Annotated in this window: 18 protein-coding genes; 10 read left to right on the top strand and 8 right to left on the bottom strand. The window is 73.9% G+C overall.

The window, feature by feature from the left end:
• Positions 1 to 47: 47 nt before the first annotated feature.
• The 4 genes from A6F73_RS26420 to gdhA all read right to left on the bottom strand — a co-directional run bounded on the left by A6F73_RS26420 (position 48) and on the right by gdhA (position 4,497).
• Positions 48 to 812 (bottom strand): VOC family protein, encoded by a 765-nt coding sequence (locus A6F73_RS26420; protein ID WP_063350068.1) that lies wholly within the window; start codon positions 810 to 812, stop codon positions 48 to 50.
• Between the two features lie 76 nt (positions 813 to 888).
• Entirely contained in the window at positions 889 to 1,797 is a 909-nt protein-coding gene (locus A6F73_RS26415; protein ID WP_063350067.1) for an NADP-dependent oxidoreductase, read from the bottom strand.
• Positions 1,798 to 2,036: 239 nt separating this feature from the next.
• The gene (locus A6F73_RS26410; protein WP_063350066.1) at positions 2,037 to 2,906 is read right to left on the bottom strand and encodes an AraC family transcriptional regulator; all 870 of its coding nucleotides are present in this window, start codon (positions 2,904 to 2,906) and stop codon (positions 2,037 to 2,039) included.
• A gap of 202 nt (positions 2,907 to 3,108) precedes the next feature.
• Positions 3,109 to 4,497, bottom strand: coding sequence for an NADP-specific glutamate dehydrogenase (gene gdhA, locus A6F73_RS26405; protein WP_063350065.1), 1,389 nt, complete (start codon positions 4,495 to 4,497; stop codon positions 3,109 to 3,111).
• Between the two features lie 348 nt (positions 4,498 to 4,845).
• Here gdhA and ribA point away from each other — a divergent pair, with 348 nt between their 5' ends.
• Positions 4,846 to 5,475: a GTP cyclohydrolase II gene (gene ribA / locus A6F73_RS26400; RefSeq protein ID WP_063350064.1), complete on the top strand. Its 630-nt coding sequence runs from the start codon at positions 4,846 to 4,848 to the stop codon at positions 5,473 to 5,475.
• 139 nt (positions 5,476 to 5,614) lie between these two features.
• Here ribA and A6F73_RS26395 read toward each other — a convergent pair whose 3' ends face one another.
• From A6F73_RS26395 to A6F73_RS26385, 3 genes are all read right to left on the bottom strand, one after another.
• Positions 5,615 to 9,046 carry a hypothetical protein gene (locus tag A6F73_RS26395; RefSeq protein WP_063350063.1) on the bottom strand — a complete coding sequence of 1,144 codons (3,432 nt, stop codon included), beginning with the start codon at positions 9,044 to 9,046 and terminating at the stop codon, positions 5,615 to 5,617.
• A gap of 220 nt (positions 9,047 to 9,266) precedes the next feature.
• Positions 9,267 to 11,381 carry an EAL domain-containing protein gene (locus A6F73_RS26390; RefSeq protein ID WP_079136028.1) on the bottom strand — a complete coding sequence of 705 codons (2,115 nt, stop codon included), beginning with the start codon at positions 11,379 to 11,381 and terminating at the stop codon, positions 9,267 to 9,269.
• Positions 11,382 to 11,604: 223 nt separating this feature from the next.
• Positions 11,605 to 12,411, bottom strand: coding sequence for an SAM-dependent methyltransferase (locus A6F73_RS26385; protein WP_063350062.1), 807 nt, complete (start codon positions 12,409 to 12,411; stop codon positions 11,605 to 11,607).
• A 276-nt stretch (positions 12,412 to 12,687) separates the two neighbouring features.
• On the opposite strand from A6F73_RS26385, the gene A6F73_RS26380 reads away from it, so the two are divergent.
• The 8 genes from A6F73_RS26380 (at position 12,688) to A6F73_RS26345 (ending at position 22,012) form a co-directional block, all read left to right on the top strand.
• Positions 12,688 to 13,152: an SRPBCC family protein gene (locus A6F73_RS26380; RefSeq protein ID WP_063351550.1), complete on the top strand. Its 465-nt coding sequence runs from the start codon at positions 12,688 to 12,690 to the stop codon at positions 13,150 to 13,152.
• A gap of 73 nt (positions 13,153 to 13,225) precedes the next feature.
• The gene (locus A6F73_RS26375; protein WP_063350061.1) at positions 13,226 to 14,371 is read left to right on the top strand and encodes an aminotransferase class I/II-fold pyridoxal phosphate-dependent enzyme; all 1,146 of its coding nucleotides are present in this window, start codon (positions 13,226 to 13,228) and stop codon (positions 14,369 to 14,371) included.
• A 312-nt stretch (positions 14,372 to 14,683) separates the two neighbouring features.
• Complete coding sequence (gene egtA, locus A6F73_RS26370) at positions 14,684 to 15,973, top strand: ergothioneine biosynthesis glutamate--cysteine ligase EgtA (RefSeq protein WP_063350060.1); 1,290 nt, start codon at positions 14,684 to 14,686, stop codon at positions 15,971 to 15,973.
• Entirely contained in the window at positions 15,970 to 17,313 is a 1,344-nt protein-coding gene (egtB, locus tag A6F73_RS26365; protein WP_079136026.1) for an ergothioneine biosynthesis protein EgtB, read from the top strand. The genes egtA and egtB overlap by 4 nt, the downstream gene beginning before the upstream one ends.
• Positions 17,313 to 18,062, top strand: a complete 750-nt coding sequence (gene egtC / locus A6F73_RS26360) for an ergothioneine biosynthesis protein EgtC (protein WP_063350059.1) — start codon at positions 17,313 to 17,315, stop codon at positions 18,060 to 18,062. The genes egtB and egtC overlap by 1 nt, the downstream gene beginning before the upstream one ends.
• A 45-nt stretch (positions 18,063 to 18,107) precedes the next feature.
• Positions 18,108 to 19,079, top strand: coding sequence for an L-histidine N(alpha)-methyltransferase (egtD, locus tag A6F73_RS26355; protein WP_063350058.1), 972 nt, complete (start codon positions 18,108 to 18,110; stop codon positions 19,077 to 19,079).
• 143 nt (positions 19,080 to 19,222) lie between these two features.
• Positions 19,223 to 20,647, top strand: a complete 1,425-nt coding sequence (locus A6F73_RS26350) for a sugar porter family MFS transporter (protein WP_244293502.1) — start codon at positions 19,223 to 19,225, stop codon at positions 20,645 to 20,647.
• A 120-nt stretch (positions 20,648 to 20,767) separates the two neighbouring features.
• The gene (locus A6F73_RS26345; RefSeq protein WP_244293501.1) at positions 20,768 to 22,012 is read left to right on the top strand and encodes a nitric oxide synthase oxygenase; all 1,245 of its coding nucleotides are present in this window, start codon (positions 20,768 to 20,770) and stop codon (positions 22,010 to 22,012) included.
• A 76-nt stretch (positions 22,013 to 22,088) separates the two neighbouring features.
• Here A6F73_RS26345 and A6F73_RS26340 read toward each other — a convergent pair whose 3' ends face one another.
• Positions 22,089 to 22,814 carry a TetR/AcrR family transcriptional regulator C-terminal domain-containing protein gene (locus tag A6F73_RS26340; protein WP_063350056.1) on the bottom strand — a complete coding sequence of 242 codons (726 nt, stop codon included), beginning with the start codon at positions 22,812 to 22,814 and terminating at the stop codon, positions 22,089 to 22,091.
• A 138-nt stretch (positions 22,815 to 22,952) separates the two neighbouring features.
• Between A6F73_RS26340 and A6F73_RS26335 the strand changes: the two genes are divergently transcribed.
• Positions 22,953 to 24,116, top strand: coding sequence for an acyl-CoA dehydrogenase family protein (locus A6F73_RS26335; protein ID WP_063350055.1), 1,164 nt, complete (start codon positions 22,953 to 22,955; stop codon positions 24,114 to 24,116).
• Positions 24,117 to 24,238: the final 122 nt, after the last annotated feature.

The following is a 24,238-nucleotide window of genomic DNA, read 5'->3' as shown; positions in this document are numbered from 1 at the left end:
CAGGGGCGCGGGCAGGGGCGCGGGCAGGGCGTGGCCTCCGGGGGGGGTCAGCCCTCGGTGCCGGCCAGGTAGACGCCGAACGACGCGCCCTGCGGGTCGCGCAGCACGGCGATCCGGGGGCCGTCCGGCACGTCGGTGGCCCCCATCAGCACGTCCGCGCCGAGGCCGCTCGCCCGGGCGACGGTGTTGTCGACGTCCGCGACCGAGAAGTACGGCAGCCAGTGCGGCGGCACCTGCGGCGGGAAGCGGTCGTCCATCACCAGCATGCCGCCGAAGTCGGCGCCGTCCAGGCCCCACTGGGTGTACTGCTCGGACGGGCTGACGGACCAGCCGAAGACCGCCGGGTAGAAGGCGGTCGCACCGGCCGGGTCGCGGGTGAGCAGTTCCACCCAGCCGAGCGAGCCCGGCTCGTTGAACACCTCGGCGCCCGCGAACGCGCGGGCCTGCCAGAGCAGGAACACCGCGCCGGAGCTGTCCCCGACCACCGCGAAGCGGCCGAGGTCGGACACGTCGGTGGGCTCCTTCAGGACCTTGCCGCCGGCGTTCTCGACCTTCGCGACGGTGGCGTCGGTGTCGGTGACCGCGAAGCAGGTCGACCAGGCGATGGGCTGCTGCGGCGCGAACCGCGGGCTGACGGCGGCCGCCGTGGCGTCGCCGAGGAACATCTGGGTGTAGCCGCTGGCCTCGGGGCGCACATCGGCCTCGGCCCGCCAGCCGAACAACTCGCCGTAGAAGGTGCTGGCGGCGGCCGGGTCGGAGGTGCCCAACTCGACCCAGCAGGGGCCGCCGATGGTCACGGAGTTCTGCTTCATGGCTTCTTCTCTCGACTTCTTCTCTCGGTTCTCGATCTCTCGGTCCTTGTTGACTGATCGTCACTCTTGCTTTGTGTCACGCGACTTCGAGCACCACCTTGCCGCGGGCATGGCCGGATTCGACGAAGGCGAGCGCCTCGGCGGCCCGGGCCAGCGGGTAGCGGCCGGTGATGTTCGGGTCCAGCTCACCGGCGGCGACCAGGGCCGCCAGCGCGGACAGGGTCTCGGACGTCGTCGAGCGGGTGATGTAGCGGCCGCCGAGTTCGGCCACGGTGGCCGGGTCGGCGGTGCTGACCAGCTCCGTACGGTCCTTGCGCACGGGGACGGCGGCCCGCAGGGCGTCGCCTCCGACCAGGTCGAGGATGCCGTCGACGCCGTCGGGCGCCGCGGCCGCGATCCGTTCGGCGACGCCGTCGCCGTAGCGGACCGGCACCGCGCCGAGGGACTCGACGTACGCACGGTTGGCGTCGCTCGCGGTGCCGAGGACGATCAGGCCGCGACTGCGGGCGATCTGGGCGGCCGCGCTGCCGACACCGCCGGCGATGCCGAGGATCAGCAGCGTCCGGCCGGCGCCGAGGCCGAGGTCACGGACGGCGTCGTCCGCGGTGGCCGCCGACACGGGCAGGACGGCCGCCTGGTCGAAGCCGACGCCCTCGGGCTTGAGCGCGCTCAACTCGGCGCGCATCAGCGTCTGTTCGGCGTAGGCACCGGCGGCCGCGAGGCCGAACACCTCATCGCCCGGGGTGAATCCGGTGACCCCGGGGCCGACTTGCAGGACCACGCCCGAGGCCTCCTGGCCCATGACGGCGGGGAGTTCGCGCTCCCGGCCGAGCAGGCCCGTGCGGATCTTCCAGTCCACCGGGTTCACCCCGGCCGCGCCGACCGCGATCGCCAGCTGCCCGGGGCCGGGCTCCAGCACCGGGCGGTCCAGGAACTCCTGTGTCTCCGGCCCGCCGTAGTCGACGAAGCCGAATGCCTTGGCCATCGGTGATCCCACTCCTCGGGTAGCGGTTGCGATCCCCCGTCCTCCCCCGCCCCAGCATGCGGGCGGGGGAGGACGGGTGCGGGCGCTGCTGGGCCGAACGGGGGCGGGCGGGGCGGCGGGCGGCGGCAGTGGGCGCTGTGGGCGAACAACTAACAGATGACAGATAACAGATTTCGAAATCTGTTATCTGTCATCTGTTAGTTGTCGGCTGTCACCTGTCAGCTGTCAGCGGCCGTCCGTCAGCGCAGCGCCCGCGCCACCGGAATCCACAGCTGGGCCTCCGCCTGGCCGTCCGACAGGAACCGGGTGCGCAGGATCTCCGGCCCCGGCCGGAACTCGTACGGGTTGGACGGGAACCACTGCGTGAAGACGTCCCGCCACATCTCCTGGAGGGCCTTCGGGAAGGTCCCGGTGTTGGAGAAGGCCGCCCAGGTGCCCGCCGGCACCTCCCGAACGTCCAGGCCGTCCGGGACGACGGTGTCCGCGTCCGCCACCACCGCGTGGTAGTAGTCGAGTTCGACACCCTCTTCGCGGCTCTCCGAGAAGAACTCGGTGACCGAGAGGATGCCTTCCGGCTCGCGGCCCGAGAGCGCCGAGATCCGGTCGACGGTCTCCTGGCCGAGCCCCTTGATGAACGAGGCGATGGCCGGGTTCACGCCCTCGTGCACCAGCGGGACCCGCGCCCGCCGACCGATGATCCGGAAGTCCGGCTGCTCGATGATCCGGTATTCCATACTGCTGCTTCCCTCCACGACGAGTCGGAAGGACATCCGGGGCTGGGACTTGAGCACCGCGCCCTCGCGCCGGGCCTCACCGGGCCCGACCCCGTGCATCGCCCGGAACGCCCGGGCGAACGCCTCCCCCGAGGTGTAGCCGTACCGGATCGCGACCTCCAGCAACGTCCGCTCCCCACCGAGGACTTCGGCCCCGGCGACGGTCAACCGCCGGCGCCGGACGTAGTCCGACAGCGGCATCCCGGAGAGCATCGAGAACAACCGTCGGAAGTGGTACTCCGACGTCATCGCGATCCGGGCCAGCTCGGCGACCTCGACCTCCTGGTCCAGGTTCCGTTCGATGTGCTCCATCGCCCGGTTCAGGTGTTCCAGCACTCCGACCCCGTCCTTCCCTTACTGATCACCACCGTAGGAAGGACCCACCCTGCCGCACCCGACAATCGGTGCCCGCTCCGGTCGGGTACCGATCGCCGGGTGACGGCGAGTGGCGCCGTCGGCGCCAAGCGAAGGGCCGCGGGCGCCGGGCGGAGGGGCGCCGGGCGGAGGGACGTCGGCGCCGGGCGGAGGGCGGCAGGACTCAGATCAGGCCCTGGGCCAGCATCGCGTCCCCGACCAGCTCGAAGCCGGCGATGTTCGCGCCCACCACGTAGTCGCCCGGATGTCCGTAGCGCTCGGCGGTGGTGAAGCAGGAGTCGTGGATGTGCTTCATGATCCCGGCCAGCCGCTCCTCGGTGCGGGCGAAGGTCCAGGAGTCGCGCGAGGCGTTCTGCTGCATCTCCAGGGCGCTGGTGGCCACGCCGCCCGCGTTCGCCGCCTTGCCCGGGCCGAAGGCCACCCCGGCTTCCTGGAACACCCGGACCGCCTCCGGGGTGGTGGGCATGTTGGCCCCCTCGGCGACCGCCAGCACCCCGCCCCGCACCAGGGCCAGCGCGTCCGTCTCGGTCAGCTCGTTCTGGGTGGCGCAGGGCAGCGCGACGTCGCAGGGCACGCTCCACACGCCAGGGCCCTCGACGAACCGGACGTGGCTGCCGCGCAGTTCGGCGTAGTCGGCGACCCGGCCGCGCCGGACCTCCTTGACCTCCTTGAGGAGCGCGAGGTCGATGCCCTTCTCGTCCACCACGTAGCCGGTGGAGTCGGAGCAGGTGAGCACGGTCGCGCCGAGCTGCTGCGCCTTCTCGATCGCATAGATGGCGACGTTGCCGGATCCGGAGACGACGACCCGGCGCCCGTCCAGGCTCTCGCCGCGGCTGTGCAGCATCTCGGCGGTGAACAGCACGCAGCCGTAGCCGGTCGCCTCGGTCCTGGCCTGCGCGCCGCCCCAGCCGAGGCCCTTGCCGGTGAGCACGCCGCTCTCGTAGCGGTTGGTGATCCGCTTGTACTGGCCGAACAGGTAGCCGATCTCCCGGCCGCCGACGCCGATGTCCCCGGCGGGGACATCGGTGTGCTCGCCGAGGTGGCGGTACAGCTCGGTCATGAAGGACTGGCAGAACCGCATGACCTCGGCGTCCGAGCGGCCCTTGGGGTCGAAGTCGGAGCCGCCCTTGCCGCCGCCGATCGACAGCCCGGTGAGCGCGTTCTTGAAGATCTGCTCGAAGCCGAGGAACTTGACGATGCCGAGGTTCACCGAGGGGTGGAAGCGCAGCCCGCCCTTGTACGGGCCGAGGACGCTGCTGAACTCCACCCGGAAGCCGCGGTTCACGTGGATGTCGCCGGAGTCGTCCGTCCACGGCACCCGGAACATGAGCTGCCGCTCGGGCTCGCAGATCCGCTCGATGATCCGGGCGTCGACGAACTCGGGGCGGCGGGCGAGCACCGGCCCGAGGGTCTCCAGGACCTCGCGGACCGCCTGGTGGAACTCCGTCTCACCCCTGTTCCGGCGGACCACGTCCGCGTAGAGCGCCTCGATCACGCGCTGCTCGGCGTCGAAGGAGGTCGGGGAGGTGGCGGCGGGAGGGGTTGTGGGCATCTGATCAGGACCTTCCGTGGTCGTCGGTGCTCGTGCGCGAGGCATTCCCGTGCCCAGGAAACGGGGGAATCCTCGCAGTGTCCACGGTCCGGCTCCCGACGCATCCACATGCTGAAACCCCCACGCCTCGCGGACCGTACGATCCACCAGCGCCCTCGCGTCCGCACGGAGCCCGGCTGAACCACAGTCCGTAGTCGAATCGGGCACGGACAGTATTTAGTTGTTCAAATTGGAACTACCGAGTACGGTCATCGACATCCGATCCACCCCGGGCCGGCCGGCCCGCCCCTCTCGACCCATCGGTTCGTCGGTTCGCCGACCCATCTCCTCATCGACGGAGGCCCACCCATGCCGCAGCCCGGCCCCGCCACGGTGCGCTCGCGTGTGCGCATCCCGCTGACCTTCCACGACGGCTACCGCGCCGAGGCGGAGGCCTTCACCTTCCACGACCTCGCCGACGGCGCGGAGCACCTGGCGCTCGCGTTCGGCGAGGTGCCGGAGGGCGGGACGCCGCTGGTACGCCTGCACTCGGAGTGCCTGACCGGCGACGTCTTCGGCTCGGACCGCTGCGACTGCGGCCCGCAGCTGCGCGAGTCGGTCGAGCGGATCGCCGAGGCCGGCGGCTACCTGCTGTACCTGCGGCAGGAGGGCCGGGGCATCGGGCTCTACAACAAGCTGGAGGCCTACTCCTTGCAGGACTCCGGATTGGACACGTACGACGCCAACACGGCGCTCGGCCTGCCCGAGGACGGCCGGGACTACACCGCCGCCGCCCAGATGCTCGCCACCCTCGGCGCCACCGGCATCGACCTGCTGAGCAACAACCCGGACAAGGCGCAGCAGTTGGCCGACCTCGGGATCACCGTGCGGCGGCGGGTGCCGACCGGCGTGCACCTGTCCGCGAGCAACGTGCGCTACCTGCGGGCGAAGGTGGAACGGACCGGGCACTCGATCGAACTGTCCCGGCTGGTCGGCTGAGCCGGATGGCGGCTGGATCGCCGGCGGCGGGCGGCTGACAACTAACAGCTGACAGATAACAGCCGACAGATAACAGATAACAGATTTCAAAATCTGAAAGCTGAACTCTGTCATCTGTTATCTGTCAGCCGTTCGCCCGTCAGCCGCCCGCCCCCGTACCCGCCCCCCGCGCCCGGGCCGTACGCAGCACCCCGTACGCCGCGAGCGGGAGCGCGACCAGCAACGCGGCCCAGAACGCGCCGTGCCCCCAGAACTCCGCGACGGCCGTGAACTGCCCCTGGAGCACCGGGATCCGCAGCGCCTCGACCGGGCCGAGCGGTCCGGGCCAGGCGCCGAGCACCAGGGTGGCGGGGATCCAGCAGCCGAGGAGCGCCCGGGCGGTGACCGGCGTCCCCAGGGTGCTCGCGAGGGAGACGACGGCCAGCAGGACGACGAACCCGGACTGGTAGGCCGCACCGGTCTGGCCGGTCCCCCAGGAGGCCGGCGTCGGGTGGTGCCCGGTGGCCGCCAGCCGCACCTCGACCGCCGCCCACAGCAGCAGGGCGAGCACACAGGTGCTCCCGAGCGCGAACAGCGCACGGTCGCGGGCGCCCACGGGGCCCGTCCGCCACTGCTTGCCGTCCCACCGTGCCGCCGCGCCCCGCCCGGCGAGCCGCCGCCAGGCCTCCCGCACCTGCCGCCGGGCCTCGTGCGCGGGCTTCAGCAGCCGGTTCGCCGCGCGCTCGATCAGCACGAACGACGCCACGATCGCCGCCACCGCCGCGAGGCCGGCCCAACTGCCCATCCCGCCCTCGAACAGCACCACCCGCTCGGCCACCGGTTTCGGCATCTCCAGGCCCGTCATCGGCGGTCCGAGCCGCAGGTAGCCGATGGCGAAGGCCCCGACGCCGGTCAGGGCCGCCGTGCCGAGGCCGACCCGGGCGGGGAAGAAGGCGAGGACGGCGGCGGCGACCAGCGCCGCCCCCAGTTGGCCGACCACCTGCTGGGCCGCGTGCTCGCCGGCCTTCTTCAACGGCCCGCCGAAGGCACCGTCGGGCGAGATCTTGAGCTGGACCCCGGCCTCGACGGGGTAGCGGAACACCGCCCCCGCCCACAGCAGCAACCCGAGGGCGAGGAACAGCAGCAGCACGGCGCCTGCCCGACGCGGCAGACCGGTCCGGGCGTGCGGCCACCACTCCCGCAGCCGGGCCGGCCAGTCCACCGGCGTCCGTTCACGCCCGCCCTGCCACAGCCGCCCCAGCCACCGGTCCCGGCCGGCCCGGTTCTCCCGGCCTTCCCCGCCCTCCCGGCCCTCCGCGCCGTCGGGCCGCTCGCCCCGGCCCCGGCCGCGCGGGCGCAGCGTCTCGGCGGCGACCAGGGCCGCGCGCCCGGCTTCGTCCCCCGGGTCGGCGCCCACCGCCCGCCGCCGCAGCGCCGACCAGCGGCGCCGGACCGCCTCCGGCGCGGCGGTCGGGTCCGGCGCGGGCCGGCGCACTGTGGCGCGTACGGCCGTGCGGAGCCCGGAGCCGGCGGCCAGGGCCGCGTCCACCACCACCGCCGCGACCAGGGCGGCGAGCTCCGCCGCCCGTTCGGGCAGCGGCAGCCGGTGCAGGGCGGTGGGCAGCGGCGAGAGCCGGCCGAGCAGCCGGTCGCGTTCCTCGGGGCGCACGCTCAGCCACACCACCAACCGGTGTGCCTCCTCGCGCTCCTGCGGGCTGAGCCCGTCGCCGCCCCGCCGGCCGCCGCCGACGGTGCGGGCGGCACGGTCCACTTCGGCCAGGACGTCCGGGAGTTGGGCGAGGGCGAGCAGTCGGGAGCAGTGTTCGCCGGAGCACTCGGGGTGGAAGCAGTCGTAGCGGGCGGCGACGGCCGGGGCGCCGACCCGGACCAGTGCGTCGATGAACGCGGCGCCGTCCGGTTCGGTGGCGATGCGTTCCAGCCCGGGGGTGTCGATCGGGCGGTCGAGGTAGTAGGGGGTGGTGGAGGGGGCGAAGGCGGCGCCGAAGGCGAGCACCGCGAGGGCGGCCACGGCGTCGCGGCGGGAGCCGGGAGCCCGGGCGACGTCGGTCAGGTGGTGCAGGTCGAAGACGTTGTCCTGGACGTCGTCGCGCAACCAGTCGCGCAGCCGCTCCGCTCCCCCGGCGGAGAGCCAGCGGGCCGCGTCGCCGGAGCGCCGGAGCAGGACCTCGGCGAGCTTGGCCGGGTCGGTGAAGGGGGAGCCGAAGAAAGTGATCGGCCGGTGGGTGCGGCCGGTGTCGGCCCGGGTCTGTCGCCGGACCACCGCGGGGCTGCCGCCGGCCAGCCAGCTGCGGACCTGCGGGGCGGTCCAGCGATCCTCCGGGTTCTTGGTGAACAGCCCTTGGAGGAGCAGCAGTTGGCGGGGGTCGGCGAGGGCCGAGAGGTCGACCTCGTCACCCAGGACCAGTTCCAGCTGCAGCACCTCGTCGCTGATCAGCAGGCCGTCCGCGCCGAGGAAGCGGGGGCGGCCGGTGAACAGCTCGTACAGGACGTTGCCGAGCGCCCACCAGGGCCCGGCCTCGTGGTTGCGGCCGGCCAAGAGCTCGGGGGCCATGTACGGGATGGTGACGATCGTCTCGGGCGTGAAGCGGCGGCTGGCGGTGAGCCGGGCGACGCCGCCGAAGTCGGCTATCACGAACTCCCCGGGCTCGCGGCCGGGGCGGACCAGGACGTTGGCCGGCTTGAAGTCCAGCGGGTTGCGCTCGATCCGCCGTTGCCAGAAGTCGAGCAGGGCGACGAGCTCGTAGACGATCCGCTCGGCCTCCCGCCGGTCGGTGTGCCGGCCGCGCTTGCGCAGTTCGGCGAAGTGGTCGGCGAGGGTGACCGGCAGGTACTCCATGGCCACCCAGTCGAGTTCGGCGCCGTGGTGGCCGACCCGGCCGAAGTCGACGATGTGCGGGACGTGGCGGCGGTAGTCGTCGTTGCGCAGGTAGCCGAGCAGGTCGGCGTCCATGGCGTGGCCGGCGGCCGTCACCTTCACCGCGGCCTCGCCGCCGCCGTCGGTGCGCCGGACGTGCCAGACGGTGCCCTCGGTGCCGGAGCCGGCCACTCCGAGCGGGGCGAAGCGGCCGCGCAGGGCGTCGGGGAAGGCGCCCGCGAACCGTCCGCCGGTGGGCCCCGCACTCTCCGACGCCCCGCCCCCCGGTATCCCACCCTCCGACACCCCGCCCTTCGACACCCCGCCCACGGGGCCCTCGCCGCTCCGGCTGGGCCCGGGGCCGACGTTGTCGGCCCAGCCGGGGGCGGCGGCACGCCCGGTGCCCGCACGCCGCTGGACCTTGGTCGGGGCCTCCGGGTCGACCCGCTCCGGCGCGGCCCGCTGGACCCTGGTCGGGGCCTCCGGGTCGAAGCGGGCCCCGCCGTCCGGCTCCCGCCCGGTCGCGGCATCGGGGTCCGTCCGGGTGCGCGGGACGGCGCCGAGCCGGGACGGCCGGTCCGGTACGACACCGAGGCGCCGCCCCCACGGCCGCCGGTCCACCCTGGTCGAGGGCTCGGGCCGGGGCCCGGGGCCGCTCTCCGGCCAGGGGCCTCGTCGGTCGTCGTCGGCCGGGCCGGCGTCCTCCGGTGTGGCCATGGCGGCGCTCTCCTCCCCGCTTCCCGGGGCCGGCACGGGGCCGTAGCCACGCACCACACGGCCCCCGGGTGGTGATTTTGACGCGCCATCATCCCGCATGGTGGGCCGTGGTGTTGGCCGATTTTCCGGAACGCGACCGAGCGGTTGCACGACCGCCGCCGAACGCCACCGCGGGCCTTCCCCACCTGCTCGGCCCCTGCCCCCTGACGGCCCCGACGCGTCAGCCCCCGACCGGGCGCCCCCGCGGCTCCTCGGCGATCCGGCGGGCGATCTCGGCCGGCCGCACCGGGCGGCCGAAGTGCCAGCCCTGCGCCCAGTCGCAGCCGATGGTCCGCAGTCGTTCGGCGTCCTTGCGGGTCTCCACGCCCTCGGCGGTGACGGTCAGCCCGAGCGCGTGCGCCATCGACACCAGGCCGCTGACGATCCGCCACCCGGTGGACTCGTCCTTCTCCGGGTCGTGCAGGTCGCCGACGAAGGAACCGGCGATCTTCAGCCCGGAGACCGGCAGGTCGCGCAGGTACGCGAGGTTGGACCAGCCGGTGCCGAAGTCGTCCACGGCCAGCGACACGCCGAGGTCCACCAGCCCGTGCAGGGTGCGCAGCGCCTCGTCCTCGGGCCCGACCACGGTCGACTCGGTGATCTCCAGCTGCAGCCGGGCCGGATCGAGTCCGGTCGCATCCAGGATCCGGCCGAGGTCGGTGACGAGCGCCGCACTGCGCGCCTGGCGGACCGCCAGGTTGACGTTCAGCTGCGGCGCGGCGTCGCCGAAGCGCTTGACCCAGTCCGCGGCCTGGCCACAGGCCTGCTCCAGCACCCAGCGGCCGAGCGGCATGATCAGCCCGGTCTCCTCGGCGGTGGTCACGAACTCGTCCGGGCCGAGCACGCCGAGCTGCGGGTGGCGCCAGCGCACCAGCGCCTCCACCGCGGCCAGCCGGCCGTCCGCCAGCGCGTACAGCGGCTGGTAGTCGATGAAGAACTCGCCCCGGTCGAGGGCGGCCGGCATCCGCACCGACACCGCGTAACGGCTGACCGCGCGGGCGTTCTCCTTGGGGTCGAACAGTGTCCAGCGGCCGCGGCCGGCCTCCTTGGCCCGGTACAGCGTCAGGTCGGCGGCCCGGACGGCCGCGCCCGGGGTGGTGGTGGACACCCGCCGCTCCAGCACGCCGACGCTCGCGCCCACGGCCAGCTTGTGGTCGCCGATCAGCACCGGCCCGGCCAGCGCCTTGAGCACCGTCTTCGCCGCCGCGACGGCCTCCTGCTCGCCCCGGCAGTTCTCCAGCAGCACCACGAACTCGTCGCCGCCGAGCCGGGCCACCAGGTGGCCGAGCGGGTTGAGCGCGGCCTTCAGCCGGGCCGCCACGGCGGACAGCAGCTCGTCCCCGGTGTCGTGGCCGAGGCTGTCGTTGACCACCTTGAAGCCGTCGAGGTCGACGTAGCAGAGGCCGAACCTGGCGCCCGGATCCGGATCCTCGAACAGCTTCTCCAGCCGCTCGAAGAAGGCCGCCCGGTTCGGCAGGCCGGTCAGCGGGTCGTGGGTGGCCTGGTGGCGCAGCCGCTCCTGGAGCCGGTAGCGGTCGGTGACGTCCTCCAGCATCGCGACCTGGTACTGCGGGACGCCGTCGTCGTCGCGGATCAGCGAGACGGTCAGATGGGTCCAGACCACCTCGCCGTCCTGGCGGTAGTACGGCTTGTCGAACTGGAAGTAGTCCCGCTTGCCGCTGATCAGCTCCTCGTACGCCTCCCACACGCCCGGGGTGTCCTCGGGGTGGACGAGGTCGCCGACCCGGCGGCCGGTCATGTCCTCCGGGCTCGCGCCGAACAGCTCCTGGAGCGCCTTGTTGACCGCCAGGATGTTGCCGTCGGTGTCGCCGATGCCGATCCCGATGGCCGCGCTCTCGAACAGCGCCCGGAACCGGGCCTCGGAGTCGCGCAGCGCCCGCTCGGCCTCCTTGCGGGCGGTGTCGGCGGCGGTGCGGATCGCCTCCTGCTCCCGCAGCGTGCGCTCGCGCAGGGCGGCGGCCCAGCCGGCCGCGAAGGCGCCGGTCAGGGCCGGGCCGCGGTCGTCGCCGAGCGGCTGCACCTGGAGCAGTTCCACCGCCCGGGCCAGCACCACCGGGTCGGTGAAGTGCGCGTCGACCAGTTCCGCGCCGGCCTGCTCGGCCAGCCGGGGCTCGAACGGCTCGCCCAGCTGCGCGCGGTGGAGCAGGGCGGCGGTGCGGGCGGTGAGGCGGCCGAGCAGCCCGGGGTCGACGGCCGTGCCGTGGTCGGCGGAGAGCAGTCGCGCCCAGGCCTCGTGGAACCGCTCGGCGCTGGCGGCGACCGGGGCGGCGCTCATGCGTCCGCCCGGGTGCGTGCGGTCACCGCTGCGGGGTGGCCGCCGCAGACGGCGGCGGGCCGGGCGGGGGGCGCAGTGGTCCGGGCGGGGGGCGCAGTGCTCCGGGCAGGGGGCGCAGTGGTCCGGGCAGGGGGCGCAGTGGTCCACGCGGCGGGCACGGCGGGGTGACCGGCGGCCGCTTCGCGGAGCCCGCGGCCGTCGGTCACTCGCCCGATCCGTCCGCTCAAGGGCGGAACCCCACGCCCGCCACCCCGGTCATCCGCTCGGGGTGCTCGCCGACCGTCTCCGGCTGGTCCGGGCGCCACTGCGGTAGGTAGACCACGCCCGGTTCGACCAGCTCGAAGCCGGCGAACATCCCGCTGATCTGCTCGTGGGTGCGCATGGTCAGCGGGGTCGGCGTCCTGCGGTAGAGCTCCTGGTGCTCCTCCGCCTGGTCCGGTCGGCCCTCCAGGGAGGCGTGCGAGAGGACCAGCGCGCTGCCGGGCGGGAGCGCGTCACGGAGCGTGCCGATCAGCTTCCACGGGTCCTCGTCGTCGGTGACGAAGTGCGCGACGGCGACCAGCAGGACGGCCACCGGCTCGCCCTGCGCCAGCAGGGCGGCCACCTCGGGGCGGGCCAGCAGGTCGTGGATGTCGCGCAGATCGGCCTGGACGACCTCGCTGCCGGGGTCGTCCTCCAGCAGCAGGCGGCTGTGTGCGACGGCGACCGGGTCCCGGTCCACGTAGAGGACCGTCGCCTCGGGGCGGATCGCGCGGGCGATCTCGTGCACCGCGCCGAAGGTCGGGATGCCGGAGCCGATGTCCAGGAAGCGGGTGACGCCGCGCTCGGCCAGGAAGGACACGGCCCGCCGCAGGAAGGCCCGGTTGGAGCGCATGATCTGCGGCAGCTCCGGCCACAGGGCCATCGCCTTGCGCGCCATCTCCCGGTCGACCTCGAAGTTGTGCGAGCCCCCCAGGTAGTAGTCGTAGACCCGCGCGGCGTTCGGTTTGTCCAGGTCCGTGCCCTCCGGTACCCAGCTCGGTCGCCGCATGCCTGTGACTCCTTCACTCCGTTTTCCGGGGATGCAGTGCCTCGCGACAGCTGCTGTGACAGACGAGACTACAAGCACACAAGATCCTCCCCTGCACCCCGAACGGCCGCAAGCGGAACACCTCCCTCCTGGCATGCGACGTTTACGGAGCGTTCGCCGCCCGTCTCACCGGCACCGGTCGCGTCGACAGCCGGGCCACCGTAGGGCCCGGGTGTCGGCGAGGGAACCCGACCGAAACGGGCCGGCTCCGGACCGGAGCGTCCTAGGGTGGGGCGCGTGGACCCCAACCACTACCGTTTCCGGGGCACGTGGCGACTCGCGGCGCCGGCGCCCGACGTGTACGCGGCACTGGAGGACGTACGGAGTTACCCGCTGTGGTGGCCCGAGGTCCTCGAAGTCCGGCAGACCGGCGAGGAGTCCGGGGACCTCGTGGTGCGCGCGCTGCTGCCGTACCGGCTGGTGATCCGCCTGGAGACCCGACGGCGCGACCCGGCCGCCGGAGTGCTGGAGGCGGCCATGCGGGGCGATCTCACCGGGTGGTCACGGTTCACCGTCACCTCGGACGGGCCGGGCAGCCGCGTGCTCTTCGAGGAGGACACCCGCCCCGGCAAACCCCTGCTGCGCCGCCTCGCGCTGCCCCTGCACCCGCTGTTCCGGGCCAACCACGCGGTGATGATGCGCCGGGGGCGGCGGGGGCTGGCGGCGCACCTGGGCAGCGGGGGCGGGCCGGCGAAGAGGTGACCACACGGCCGGTGGCGGCCAGGACCCGTCCGGCTCTAGCGTGGCGGCGCACCCCCGACCACCGGAGGCCGTCATGCCCACCACCGCACCGGACGCGTTCGGCTTCGCGGCCCCCTTCGACCGGACCGGGACGGGCAGCAGCAAGTGGGCCCGCGCGGGGGCGCCCGGGGTGATCGCGATGGGCCTGGCGGACATGGACCTGCCCGGACCCCCGGCCGTGGCCGCCGCGCTGGAGCGCCGGGCCCGCCACCGCGCGTACGGGTACACGGTGTGCGACCCGGCCGGGCGGGCGCTGGTGGCCCGCTGGTACCGCTCGCGGCACGGCGTCGAGGTGGATCCGGACTGGGTGCTGCTGCTGCCCTGCGGCCCGCGCACCGCCCTGCGCCTGCTGCTGGAGACCGTACGCCCGCAGGCGCCGGTGCTGTTCCCGACGCCGGAGTGGGGCGGCTTCGCCCAACTGTGCCGGGCGGCCGGCCTCCCGTACCGGGAACTGCCCCTGGCCGTCGGCCCGGACGGCTACCGGCTCCCGGACGGCCCGCTCCCCCACCCGGCCGGAGCCGTCCTGCTGAGCAGCCCGCACAACCCCTCCGCCCGGGTCTGGCCGGCCGCCGAACTGCGGGCCCTCGCCGAGCGGGCGGCGGAGGCCGGCGCGCTGCTGGTCTCGGACGAGGTGCACGGCGACCTCACCCACCCCGGGTACGTCCACCCGGTGGCGGTGGCCACCGTCGACGCGGCGCTCCGGCCCCGGGTGGTCACCCTGAACTCGGTCGGCAAGACCTTCAACTGCTCCGGCCTGCCGAGCAGTTTCGCGCTCGTCCCCGATCCGGGCCTGCGCGCCCGGTTCACCGAGGTGCTGGCCGGCTTCGGCCTCTGGGAGGGCGGCCTGCTGGAGCAGACCGTCCAGCGGGCGGCGCTGGCCGAGGGCGGGCCGTGGCTGGACGCGCTGCTCGCCCACCTCGCCGCCGCCCGCGCCCCGCTCACCGGCCGGCTGGGGCCCGCCGTCCGCTCCGCGCCGCAGTCCTCCTACCTGCTCTGGCTGGACGCCGCCGCCCTGGGGCTGCCGCCGGACGGGGCCCGCCGGGCGCTGCTGGAGCGCTGCGGTCTGGAGGCCTCGGACGGCGCCGAGTTCGGCCCCGGCGGCCGGGGCGGGCTGCGGCTGAACTACGCCCTGCCGGGCCCGGTGCTGGACACCGTCCTGGAGCGCCTCGACCGACGGTGACCGAACCGCCGGGGCACCCCGCCCGACGCCCGCGCGCCCTCTGCTCACCGACGTCCCTCAACGCTCCCGCCCGGCACCCCGCGCACGCCCGGAAAGCCGCCCCGGATCCCCGGATTCACCCGATCGCGCCACCCCTGACCTGCAGAAACGAACGTTCACACGATATTTGCGAAGCGCCCCCGCATGCTCCGTAGCAGACTGGGCAGGGTAGTTCGGGCCGCAATCCTGACCCCGAGGATGGTAAGTCCGGTGATACCGACATCCCGCACCACTCCGCCCGACCGGCAGAGCCCCCCAGCGCCCCCGCCGGGGGTGACCCCGCTGACCGAGTCGGGGGCGCTCAGCCACGTGTCGGGCGTCTGCTTCAAGATCGGACCGCCCCGGCTGGTGGGCGTCGAGGTCGAGTGGTTCGTCCACGACGACCGATGTCCCGGTAAGCCCGTCCGACCGGAACTGGTCCACGCCGCACTGGAGTCGCTGCCACTCGGCGGCCCGGACGGGGCCTCGCTCCCCTCCGGCTCGCGGCTCACGCTCGAACCCGGCGGGCAGGTCGAGCTCAGCTCCCCGCCCGCCACCGGCCTCCTGGCCTGCGTCGAGGACACCCGACGCGATCTGACCGCCCTGCGGGCCGCCTTCGCGGCGCAGGGCCTGCGCCTCACCGGCACCGGGACGGACCCGCTGGCCCGCCCCCGCCTGATGGTCCTGGACCACCCCCGCTACCTCGCGATGGAGCGGTTCTTCGACTCCGCCGGCCCCTGGGGCCGGATCATGATGACCGGCACGGCCTCGGTGCAGGTGTGCCTGGACGCCGGCGACGCGGGCGGCCCGCACGCGGTGGAGCGCCGCTGGCGGCTGACCCACCTGCTCGGCCCGGTCCTGGTCGCCGCCTTCGCCAACTCCCCGCTGCTGGACGGCAGGCCGACCGGTCACCGGTCCACCCGGCAGACCGTCTGGTCCCGGATGGACCCGACCCGCACGCTCGCCCCGGAGCCGGACCACGGCGACCCGCGCGAGGCCTGGGCGCAGTACGTGCTGGACGCCGAGGTGCTGTGCGTGCGCCGCCCGGAGGGGCTGCCGTGGACGGCCCCGCCCGGCCTGACCTTCCGCGACTGGGTCCGCGGCGGCGGTGAACGCCCGCCCACGCTGGCCGACTTGGACTACCACCGGACCACCCTGTTCCCGCCGGTGCGCCCGCGCGGCCACCTGGAGCTGCGCATGATCGACGCCCAGCCCGGGGACGGCTGGGTGGTACCCACCGCCCTGGTCACCGCGCTGCTGGACGACCCGCTGGCCGCCGAGGCCGCGCTCGCCGCGCTGGAGCCGCTGGACCGCCCGGACGGTCCGCGCCCGCCGCGCAGCGACGTCTGGCGCCGGGCCGCGACGCTGGCCGTCGCCGATCCCGAGCTGCGCCGCGCCGCCCTGACCTGCTTCGCCGCCGCCGACGCCGCGCTGGGCCGCCTGCCCGGCGCCGGACGGCTGCGCGCCGCCGTCGCCGAGTTCGCCGAGCGCTACCCCGCGCGCGGCCGCTGCCCCGCCGACGACCAGCTGGACGCCCTGCGCTCCGGCACCCGACGCACTCCTCCGGAGGAGGCCGCACCATGACCGACGTCCGCCCCCCTGCCGCCCCGGCGGCGGGCACCGAGGAGTTGCGCGAGACCATCGCGGCCGAGCTGCTGGCCGCCCGCGCCCGCACCGCCGCGCTCACCGACTGCGTCGAGGACGGCGACCTCACCGCCCAGCACTCGCCGTTGATGTCCCCGCTGGTCTGGGACCTGGCGCACATCGGCAACCAGGAGGAACTCTGGCTGCTGCGCAACGTCGGCGGCCGCGACCCGATGCACCCGGAGATCGACCCGCTGTACGACGCCTTCCAGCACCCCCGGGCCGAGCGGCCGAGCCTGCCGCTGCTGGCACCCGCCGAGGCCCGGGCGTACGCGCACGAGGTGCGCGGCCGGGTGCTGGACCTGCTGGCGGCCAGCCCGCTGGAGGGGGCGCCGCTGCTGGACGCGGGGTTCGCGTTCGGGATGATCGCCCAGCACGAGCAGCAGCACGACGAGACGATGCTGATCACCCACCAGCTCCGCCCGGGGGAGCCGGCGCTGGCCGCTCCCCCGCCGCCGCCCGCCCCGGCGGACGCGGCCGCGCTGCCCACCGAAGTGCTCGTCCCCGCAGGGCCGTTCACCATGGGCACCGACACCGAGCCGTGGGCGCTGGACAACGAGCGCCCCGCGCACGTGGTCGAGCTGCCCGCCTTCCTGCTGGACACCACGCCCGTCACCAACGCCGCGTACCAGCGGTTCATCGCGGACGGCGGCTACGACGAGCCGCGCTGGTGGACGCCCGAGGGCTGGGAGCACCGGCGGCGGGCCGACCTGACCGCCCCGCTGTTCTGGCGCCTGGACGGCGGCCAGTGGCTGCGGCGCCGGTTCGGCGCGGTGGAGCCCGTCCCGGCGGACGAGCCCGTCCTGCACGTCAGCTGGTACGAGGCGGACGCCTACGCCCGGTGGGCCGGACGACGGCTGCCGACCGAGGCGGAGTGGGAGAAAGCGGCCCGGCACGACCCGGCGAGCGGCCGTTCCCGCCGCTACCCGTGGGGCGACCAGGCCCCCGGAGCCGAGCACGCCAACCTCGGGCAGCGGCACCTGCGCCCGGCCCCGGCCGGCGGCTACCCGGCGGGCGAGTCCCCGTACGGCGTACGGCAGTTGATCGGCGACGTGTGGGAGTGGACGGCCAGCGACTTCCGCCCCTACCCGGGGTTCCGGGCGTGGCCGTACCAGGAGTACTCGGAGGTCTTCTTCGGGCCGGAGTACAAGGTGCTGCGCGGCGGCTGCTTCGCGGTGGCGCCGGTCGCCTGCCGGGGCACCTTCCGCAACTGGGACTACCCCGTCCGGCGGCAGATCTTCGCCGGGTTCCGCACCGCCCGCGACCTGGATGTGGCCTGATGTGCCGCCACCTCGCCTACCTGGGTGAGCCGGTGGCGCCGCAGGAGCTGCTGGTGCACCCGCCGCACGGCCTGTACCGGCAGTCCTGGGCGCCCCGGGCGCAGCAGTACGGCACGGTCAACGCGGACGGCTTCGGCCTCGGCTGGTACGCGGACGGCGACGAGGTACCGGCCCGCTACCGCCGGGACGGGCCGATCTGGGCGGACGCCGCGTTCGCCGACCTCGCCCGGGTGATCCGCACCCGGGCGCTGCTGGCGGCGGTGCGCTCCGCCACCGAGGGCTGCGCGGCGGGCGAGAGCGCGGCGGCGCCGTTCGCGGCCGGGCACTGGCTGTTCAGCCACAACGGCGCGGTGGCGGGCTGGCCGGGCAAGCTGGACGCGCTGGCCGCCCTGCTCCCGCCGGCCGAGCTGCTGGAGCTGGAGGCGCGCACCGACTCGGCGCTGCTGTGGGCCCTGGTCCTGCACCGACTGCGGGCGGGAGCCGAGCTCGGCGAGGCGCTGGCGGGCACCGTCGCGGACGTCACCGCGCACACCGCCGGCCGGCTCAACCTGCTGCTCACCGACGGCCGCACGCTCGCCGCGACCGCCTGGGGCGACACCCTGCACCACCGCGACCTGCCCGGGCTCGGCACGGTGGTGGCCTCCGAGCCGTACGACGACGCCCCCGGCTGGACGGCCGTTCCGGACGGCTCGCTGGTGGTGGTCGACGAGCGCGGCGTCACCGTCCGTCAGCTCCTCGGCCGCTACTGATCCTCCATCGCCCCTTCATCTTCTGAACAGAGGACCCACCCTGTCATGGACACATTTGATCTCACCCGGCTGCTGCCCGCCGACCACTTCAGCACCGCGCTGCGCCACGACGTGCAGCACGGGCTGACCTCCGAACCCAAGTGGCTGCCGCCGAAGTGGTTCTACGACGCGCGGGGCAGCGAGCTGTTCGAGGAGATCACCCGGCTGCCGGAGTACTACCCGACCCGCGCCGAGCGGGCCATCCTGACCGCCCGGGCCGGCGAGATCGCCGCCGCCACCGGGGCCCGCACGCTGGTCGAGCTGGGCTCCGGCTCCTCCGAGAAGACCCGGCTGCTGCTGGACGCACTGCGCGCGCTCGGCACCCTGGAGACGTACGTCCCGGTGGACGTCAGCGAGAGCGCGCTGACCGCCGCCGGCGTCGCGCTCGCCGCCGAATACCCCGGGCTCGCCGTGCACGGCGTGCTGGCCGACTTCACCGCCCGGCTCGGCCTGCCCCCGGAGGGCGGCCCCCGGCTGGTCGCCTTCCTCGGCGGCACCCTGGGCAACCTGCTGCCCGAGGAGCGGGCGGCCTTCCTGCGCGGGCTGCGCGCGGCCCTCGACCCGGGCGACTTCCTGCTGCTCGGCACCGACCTGGTCAAGGACCCGTCGATGCTGGTCGCCGCCTACGACGACGCGGCCGGGGTGACCGCCGAGTTCAACCTCAACGTGCTCAACGTGCTCAACCGCGAGCTGGGCGCCGACTTCGACCCGACCGCGTTCGCGCACGTCGCGCGGTGGGACCCGGACCGGGAGTGGATCGAGATGCGGCTGCGCTCGCTGCGCGCGCAGACCGTGAAGATCCCGGCGCTGAACCTGCCGGTGCACTTCGACCGGGGCGAGGAGCTGCGCACCGAGGTGTCCGCCAAGTTCCGCCGGGAGCGGGTGTCCGCCGAGCTGGCGGCGGCCGGGCTGCGGCTGAGCCACTGGTGGACGGACGAGGAGGGCCGGTTCGGGCTGTCCCTGTCCGCCCCGGCGTAGGGAGGTTCGGCGCAGCCTAATTTGCTTGTTCACCTTACGAATCCTCAGAGCAAAAATTGAGGTTTCTGGTGTACAAGACTTAAACGAATAGGGGTTACGATCTCGGCTACCGAGCTCAGCGTTGAGTACCAGGAGTCAAGATCGTGAGCGTCACCAAGCAGCCCTCCGGGGCGGTCGAGGCCTCCGCGCCCGGCCGCCTCGGCTTCGTCGTCTTCATCACCGCCGCCGCAGCCCTCGGCGGGTTCCTGTTCGGCTACGACAGTTCCGTGATCAACGGCGCCGTCTCCGGAATCCAGGAGAAGTTCGGCGTCGGCGACGGCGTGACCGGTCTGATCGTCTCCTCCGCCCTGCTGGGCTCGGCGATCGGCGCCGCGCTGGCCGGCCGGTTCGCCGACCGCTACGGCCGCATCAAGGTCATGAAGGCGGGCGCGCTGCTGTTCGCGGTCAGCGCGATCGGCTCGATGCTCCCCTTCGCCGCCTGGGACCTCGCCTTCTGGCGCGTGCTCGGCGGCGCGGCCATCGGCATCGCCTCGGTGATCGCCCCGACCTACATCGCCGAGGTCGCGCCCACCAAGTACCGGGGCCGGCTGGCCTCCTTCCAGCAGGCCGCGATCGTGCTCGGCATCGCGATCTCCCAGCTGGTCAACTGGCTGCTGGCGAACGCGGCCGGCGGCGACACCCGCGGCCAGCTGCTCGGCCTGGAGGCCTGGCAGTGGATGCTCGGCATCTGCGTCGTCCCGGCCGCGGTCTACTTCACCCTCGCCTCAGTGATCCCCGAGTCCCCGCGCTACCTGATCCAGGCCGGCCGGCTGGACGACGCCCGCGCCGTGCTCGCCCAGGTCGAGGGCCAGGACATCGACACCGACGCCCGGATCGCCGAGGTCCAGGGGCTGATCGCCTCCGACCACCGCCCGCGCTTCGGGGACCTGCTCGGCGGGCGCTTCGGCCTGCTGCCGATCGTCTGGGTCGGCATCGGACTGTCGGTCTTCCAGCAGCTGGTCGGCATCAACGTGATCTTCTACTACTCGTCGATCCTGTGGCAGTCGGTCGGCATCGACCAGAGCAACTCGCTGCTGATCAGCTTCGTCGGCTCGGTCATCAACATCCTCGGCACCGTCGTCGCGATCCTGCTGGTGGACCGGATCGGCCGCAAGCCGCTCGCCCTGATCGGCTCGGCCGGCATGGCCGTCGCGCTCGGCGCGGCCGGCTGGGCGTTCTCCTCCGCCACCGGCAGCGGCGACAACGTCACGCTGCCCGACCTCCAGGGCACCGTCGCACTGGTCGCCGCCAACGCCTTCGTGCTGTTCTTCGCGATGTCCTGGGGCGTCGTCGTCTGGGTGATGCTCGGCGAGATGTTCCCGAACCGCATCCGGGCCGCCGCGCTGTCCGTCGCCGCCTCCGCGCAGTGGATCGCCAACTGGGCGATCACCGTGTCGTTCCCGTCGATGTCGCGTTGGAACCTGTCGGCGACCTACCTGGTGTACGCGGCGTTCGCGGCGCTGTCGATCGTCTTCGTGGCGAAGTTCATGAAGGAGACCAAGGGCGTCCGACTGGAGGACATGGGCTGATCCGACAGTCCGACCATCGGCCCCCGCACCCTAGCGCGATCAGCGCGGGTGCGGGGGCCGAATCGTTCACTCCCTGCGGCGGCCCGGACACCTCCGGTACTCCTGTTCGCCAGGAGGGATGTGTCCTTGATCTTCAACCGGCTCCGCGCCCGCAGACCAGCCGCCGCCCCCGCCGGCGGCTGCCCGTACGCCCACACCCACACCCACACCCCGGCCGCGGCCCGGCCGTCGCCCCCGCCATCGTCCACGCCGCCGTCCACGCCCCCGCCATCGTCCACGCCGCCGTTCACCGACCCGGAGCAGGCCGCCGAGTTCATCCGCCGCTTCCATCGCGAGCAGCCCGCCACCGGGGCCCCGGACCCCCGGATACGGGCCGTCCTCGACGAGATCGAGCGCACCGGCAGCTACGAGCACACCCCCGCCGAACTCGCCTACGGCGCCAAGCTCGCCTGGCGCAACGCCGCCCGCTGCATCGGCCGGCTGTACTGGCGCAGTCTGGTGGTGCGCGACCTGCGCCACCTCGACTCGGCCGACGACATCGCCGCCGAGTGCTTCGAGCACCTGCGGCTGGCCGGCAACGGCGGACGGATCCGCCCGGTGGTCTCGGTGTTCGCCCCCGACCGCCCGGGCCACCCGGCCGCCCACATCGTCAACCAGCAACTGGTCCGCTACGCCGGCCACCGGGTCGGCGACGCCGTCGTCGGCGACCCGGCCGGCACCGCACTCGCCGCCCGCGCCCGCGACCTCGGCTGGAAGTGCGCCGAGGACCGCTTCGAGGTGCTGCCGCTGCTCGTCCAGGAACGCCCCGACGAGCGCCCGCGCTGGTACGAGCTGCCGGACGACACCACCCTGGAGGTGCCGCTCACCCACCCCGCGTACGACTGGTTCGCCGACCTGGGCCTGCGCTGGTACGCGGTGCCCGCGATCAGCGACATGACGCTGGAGATCGGCGGCGTCCGCTACCCGGCCGCGCCCTTCAACGGCTGGTACATGGGCACCGAGATCGGCGCCCGCAACCTCGCCGACGCCGACCGCTACGACCTGCTCGGCACCGTCGCCGAGCGCCTGGGCCTGGACACCTCCAGCGAGCGCACGCTCTGGCGCGACCGCGCGCTGATCGAGCTCAACATCGCGGTGCTGCACTCCTTCCAGGAGACCGGAGTGACGATCGCCGACCACCACACCGAGTCCGAGCGCTTCCTCCGGCACGTCGCCCAGGAGAAGCGGCTCGGCCGGCCGACCCCGGCGGACTGGAGCTGGATCGTGCCCCCGGTCTCCGGCGGACTCACGCCCGTCTACCACCGGTACTACGACCCGGTGGACCCGTCGCTGCGGCCGGCCTTCCTGGCGCGCGAGCCCTGGTGAGGCGGGGGCCGGCGGGGGCGGGGGCAGCGGAAACAGCGGGACGGTGGGACAGGGGGAAGGTCGGCGGCGGCGGGGTCTAGGGGCGTTCGGTGAGGCGCTCGAAGCGCAGGACGAGCCCGTCGAGCAGCGCTTCCAAGCCGGTCTCGAAGGCGCCCTCGTCCACCGTCCCGCGGTGCCCGGCCAGCCGGTGCGCCTCGCCGAGGTGCGGGTAGTCGGCCGCGTCGTACACCTCGGCGTCCGCAGGGAAGCCGGCCGCGAAGGAGGCCAGTGCCGAGCCGGTGACGAAGTAGCGCATCAGCGCGCCGATCCGGGTGGCCTGGCCGCGCGGCCAGCCGGCCTCGACCAGGTGGCCGAAGACCGCGTCGGCCAGGCGCAGCGCGTTCGGCCGGCGGCCCGGGCCCTGGGCGAGCACCGGCACGATGTTGGGGTGGGCGGCGAGGGCGGCGCGGTAGGAGCGGGCCCAGGCGCGCAGCGCGTCCGGCCAGGGCGTCGGCCGGCCGCTGGGCGTGGCGGTGGGTGCGTCGTCGGGCGTGCCGTCGGGCTTAGCGGTGGGCGTAGCGGTGGGCGGGCCGTCGGGCGTGCCGAACATCGACAAGTCGACCTCGCCGATCACGCTGTCCACCACCGCGTCCAGCAGTTCGTCCTTGGTCGCGACGTGGTTGTAGAGCGAGGGACCGCTGACCGACAGTTCGGTGGCGAGGCGGCGGGTGGAGAGGGCCGCCAGGCCCTCGGCGTCGATCAGCCGCAGAGCAGCGGCGACGATGCGCTCGCGGCTGAGCAGCGGGGTGCGCGGGCGGGCCATCGGGGTGCTGCCTCCGGTTCCTCCGGTCGGGTGGGGCGGGGACCGATTCTGGCAGGTGCCCCTTCCCAGCGCGGGCCGGCCGGGGCTACAGTCCCTCCATAAAACTTGCAGCGCTAGTTTAATGGATCTGGAGCCGCCGTGAACCTGGAGCTGTCCGAGGAGCAGAGCGCCGTCCGGGACCTCGCCGCCTCCTTCACCGACCGCGAGATCGCTCCGCACGCCGCCGCCTGGGACCGTGCCGAGTCCGTCGACCGCGCGATCATCGGCAAACTGGCCGGGCTCGGCTTCCTCGGCCTCACCATCCCCGAGGATTACGGCGGCAGCGGCGGCGACCACCTCGCGTACTGCCTGGTCCTGGAGGAGCTCGGCCGCGGCGACTCGGCCGTCCGCGGCATCGTCTCGGTCACACTCGGCCTGGTCGCCAAGTCCGTCAACGGCTACGGGACCGAGGAGCAGAAGCAGCACTGGCTCCCCCGGCTCACCTCGGGCGAGTCGCTCGGCTGCTTCGCGCTCACCGAACCCGGCACCGGCTCCGACGCGGCCAACCTCAGCACCCGCGCCGTCCGGGACGGCGACGACTGGTTGATCAGCGGCGCCAAGATGTTCATCACCAACGGCACCTGGGCCGACGTCGCCCTGGTCTTCGCCCGCACCGGCGGCGACGACCCCGACCGGCAGGGCCACAAGGGCATCACCGCTTTCCTGGTGCCCACCGACCTGCCCGGCTTCACCCGCACCGAGATCCACGGCAAGCTCGGCCTGCGCGGCCAGGCCACCGCCGAGCTCGCCCTCGACCGGGTCCGGGTGCCCGACAGCGCGCGGCTCGGCGAGGTCGACAAGGGGTTCCGGGTGGCGATGTCCGCGCTCGCCAAGGGCCGGATGTCCGTCGCGGCGGGCTGCGTCGGCATCGCCCGCGCCTGCCTGGAGGCCGCCGTCCGCTACGCCGGCGAGCGCGAGCAGTTCGGCCGCCCGATCGCCTCGCACCAACTCGTCCAGGAACTGCTGGCCGGCATCGCCGTCGACGTCGAGGCCGCCCGGCTGCTCACCTGGAAGGTCGCCGACCACATCGAACGCGGCCTGCCGTTCGCCACCGAGTCCTCCGTCGCCAAGCTCTACGCGAGCGAGGCCGCCGTCCGGGCCGCCAACAACGCGCTCCAGGTGTTCGGCGGCTACGGCTTCATCGACGAGTACCCGGTCGGCAAGTACCTGCGCGACGCGCGGGTCATGACCCTCTACGAGGGCACCAGCCAGATCCACCAGTTGCTCATCGGCCGTGCCCTCACCGGGGTCAACGCCTTCTGACCAGCCCGTTCATCCCATCCGATCAGCCAGGACAGGTCAATCGGACCACCCGGACCACCCGGATCACCCGGACCGTCCTGACTGCTCGGATCACCCTGACTGCTCGGATCACTCGGATCACT

Origin of the sequence: Streptomyces sp. MJM8645, assembly GCF_001625365.1 — a bacterium.
Lineage (GTDB): Bacteria > Actinomycetota > Actinomycetes > Streptomycetales > Streptomycetaceae > Kitasatospora.
The sequence above is the reverse complement of the archived record's forward strand: the minus strand, read 5'-3'. Positions and strand labels throughout refer to the sequence as shown.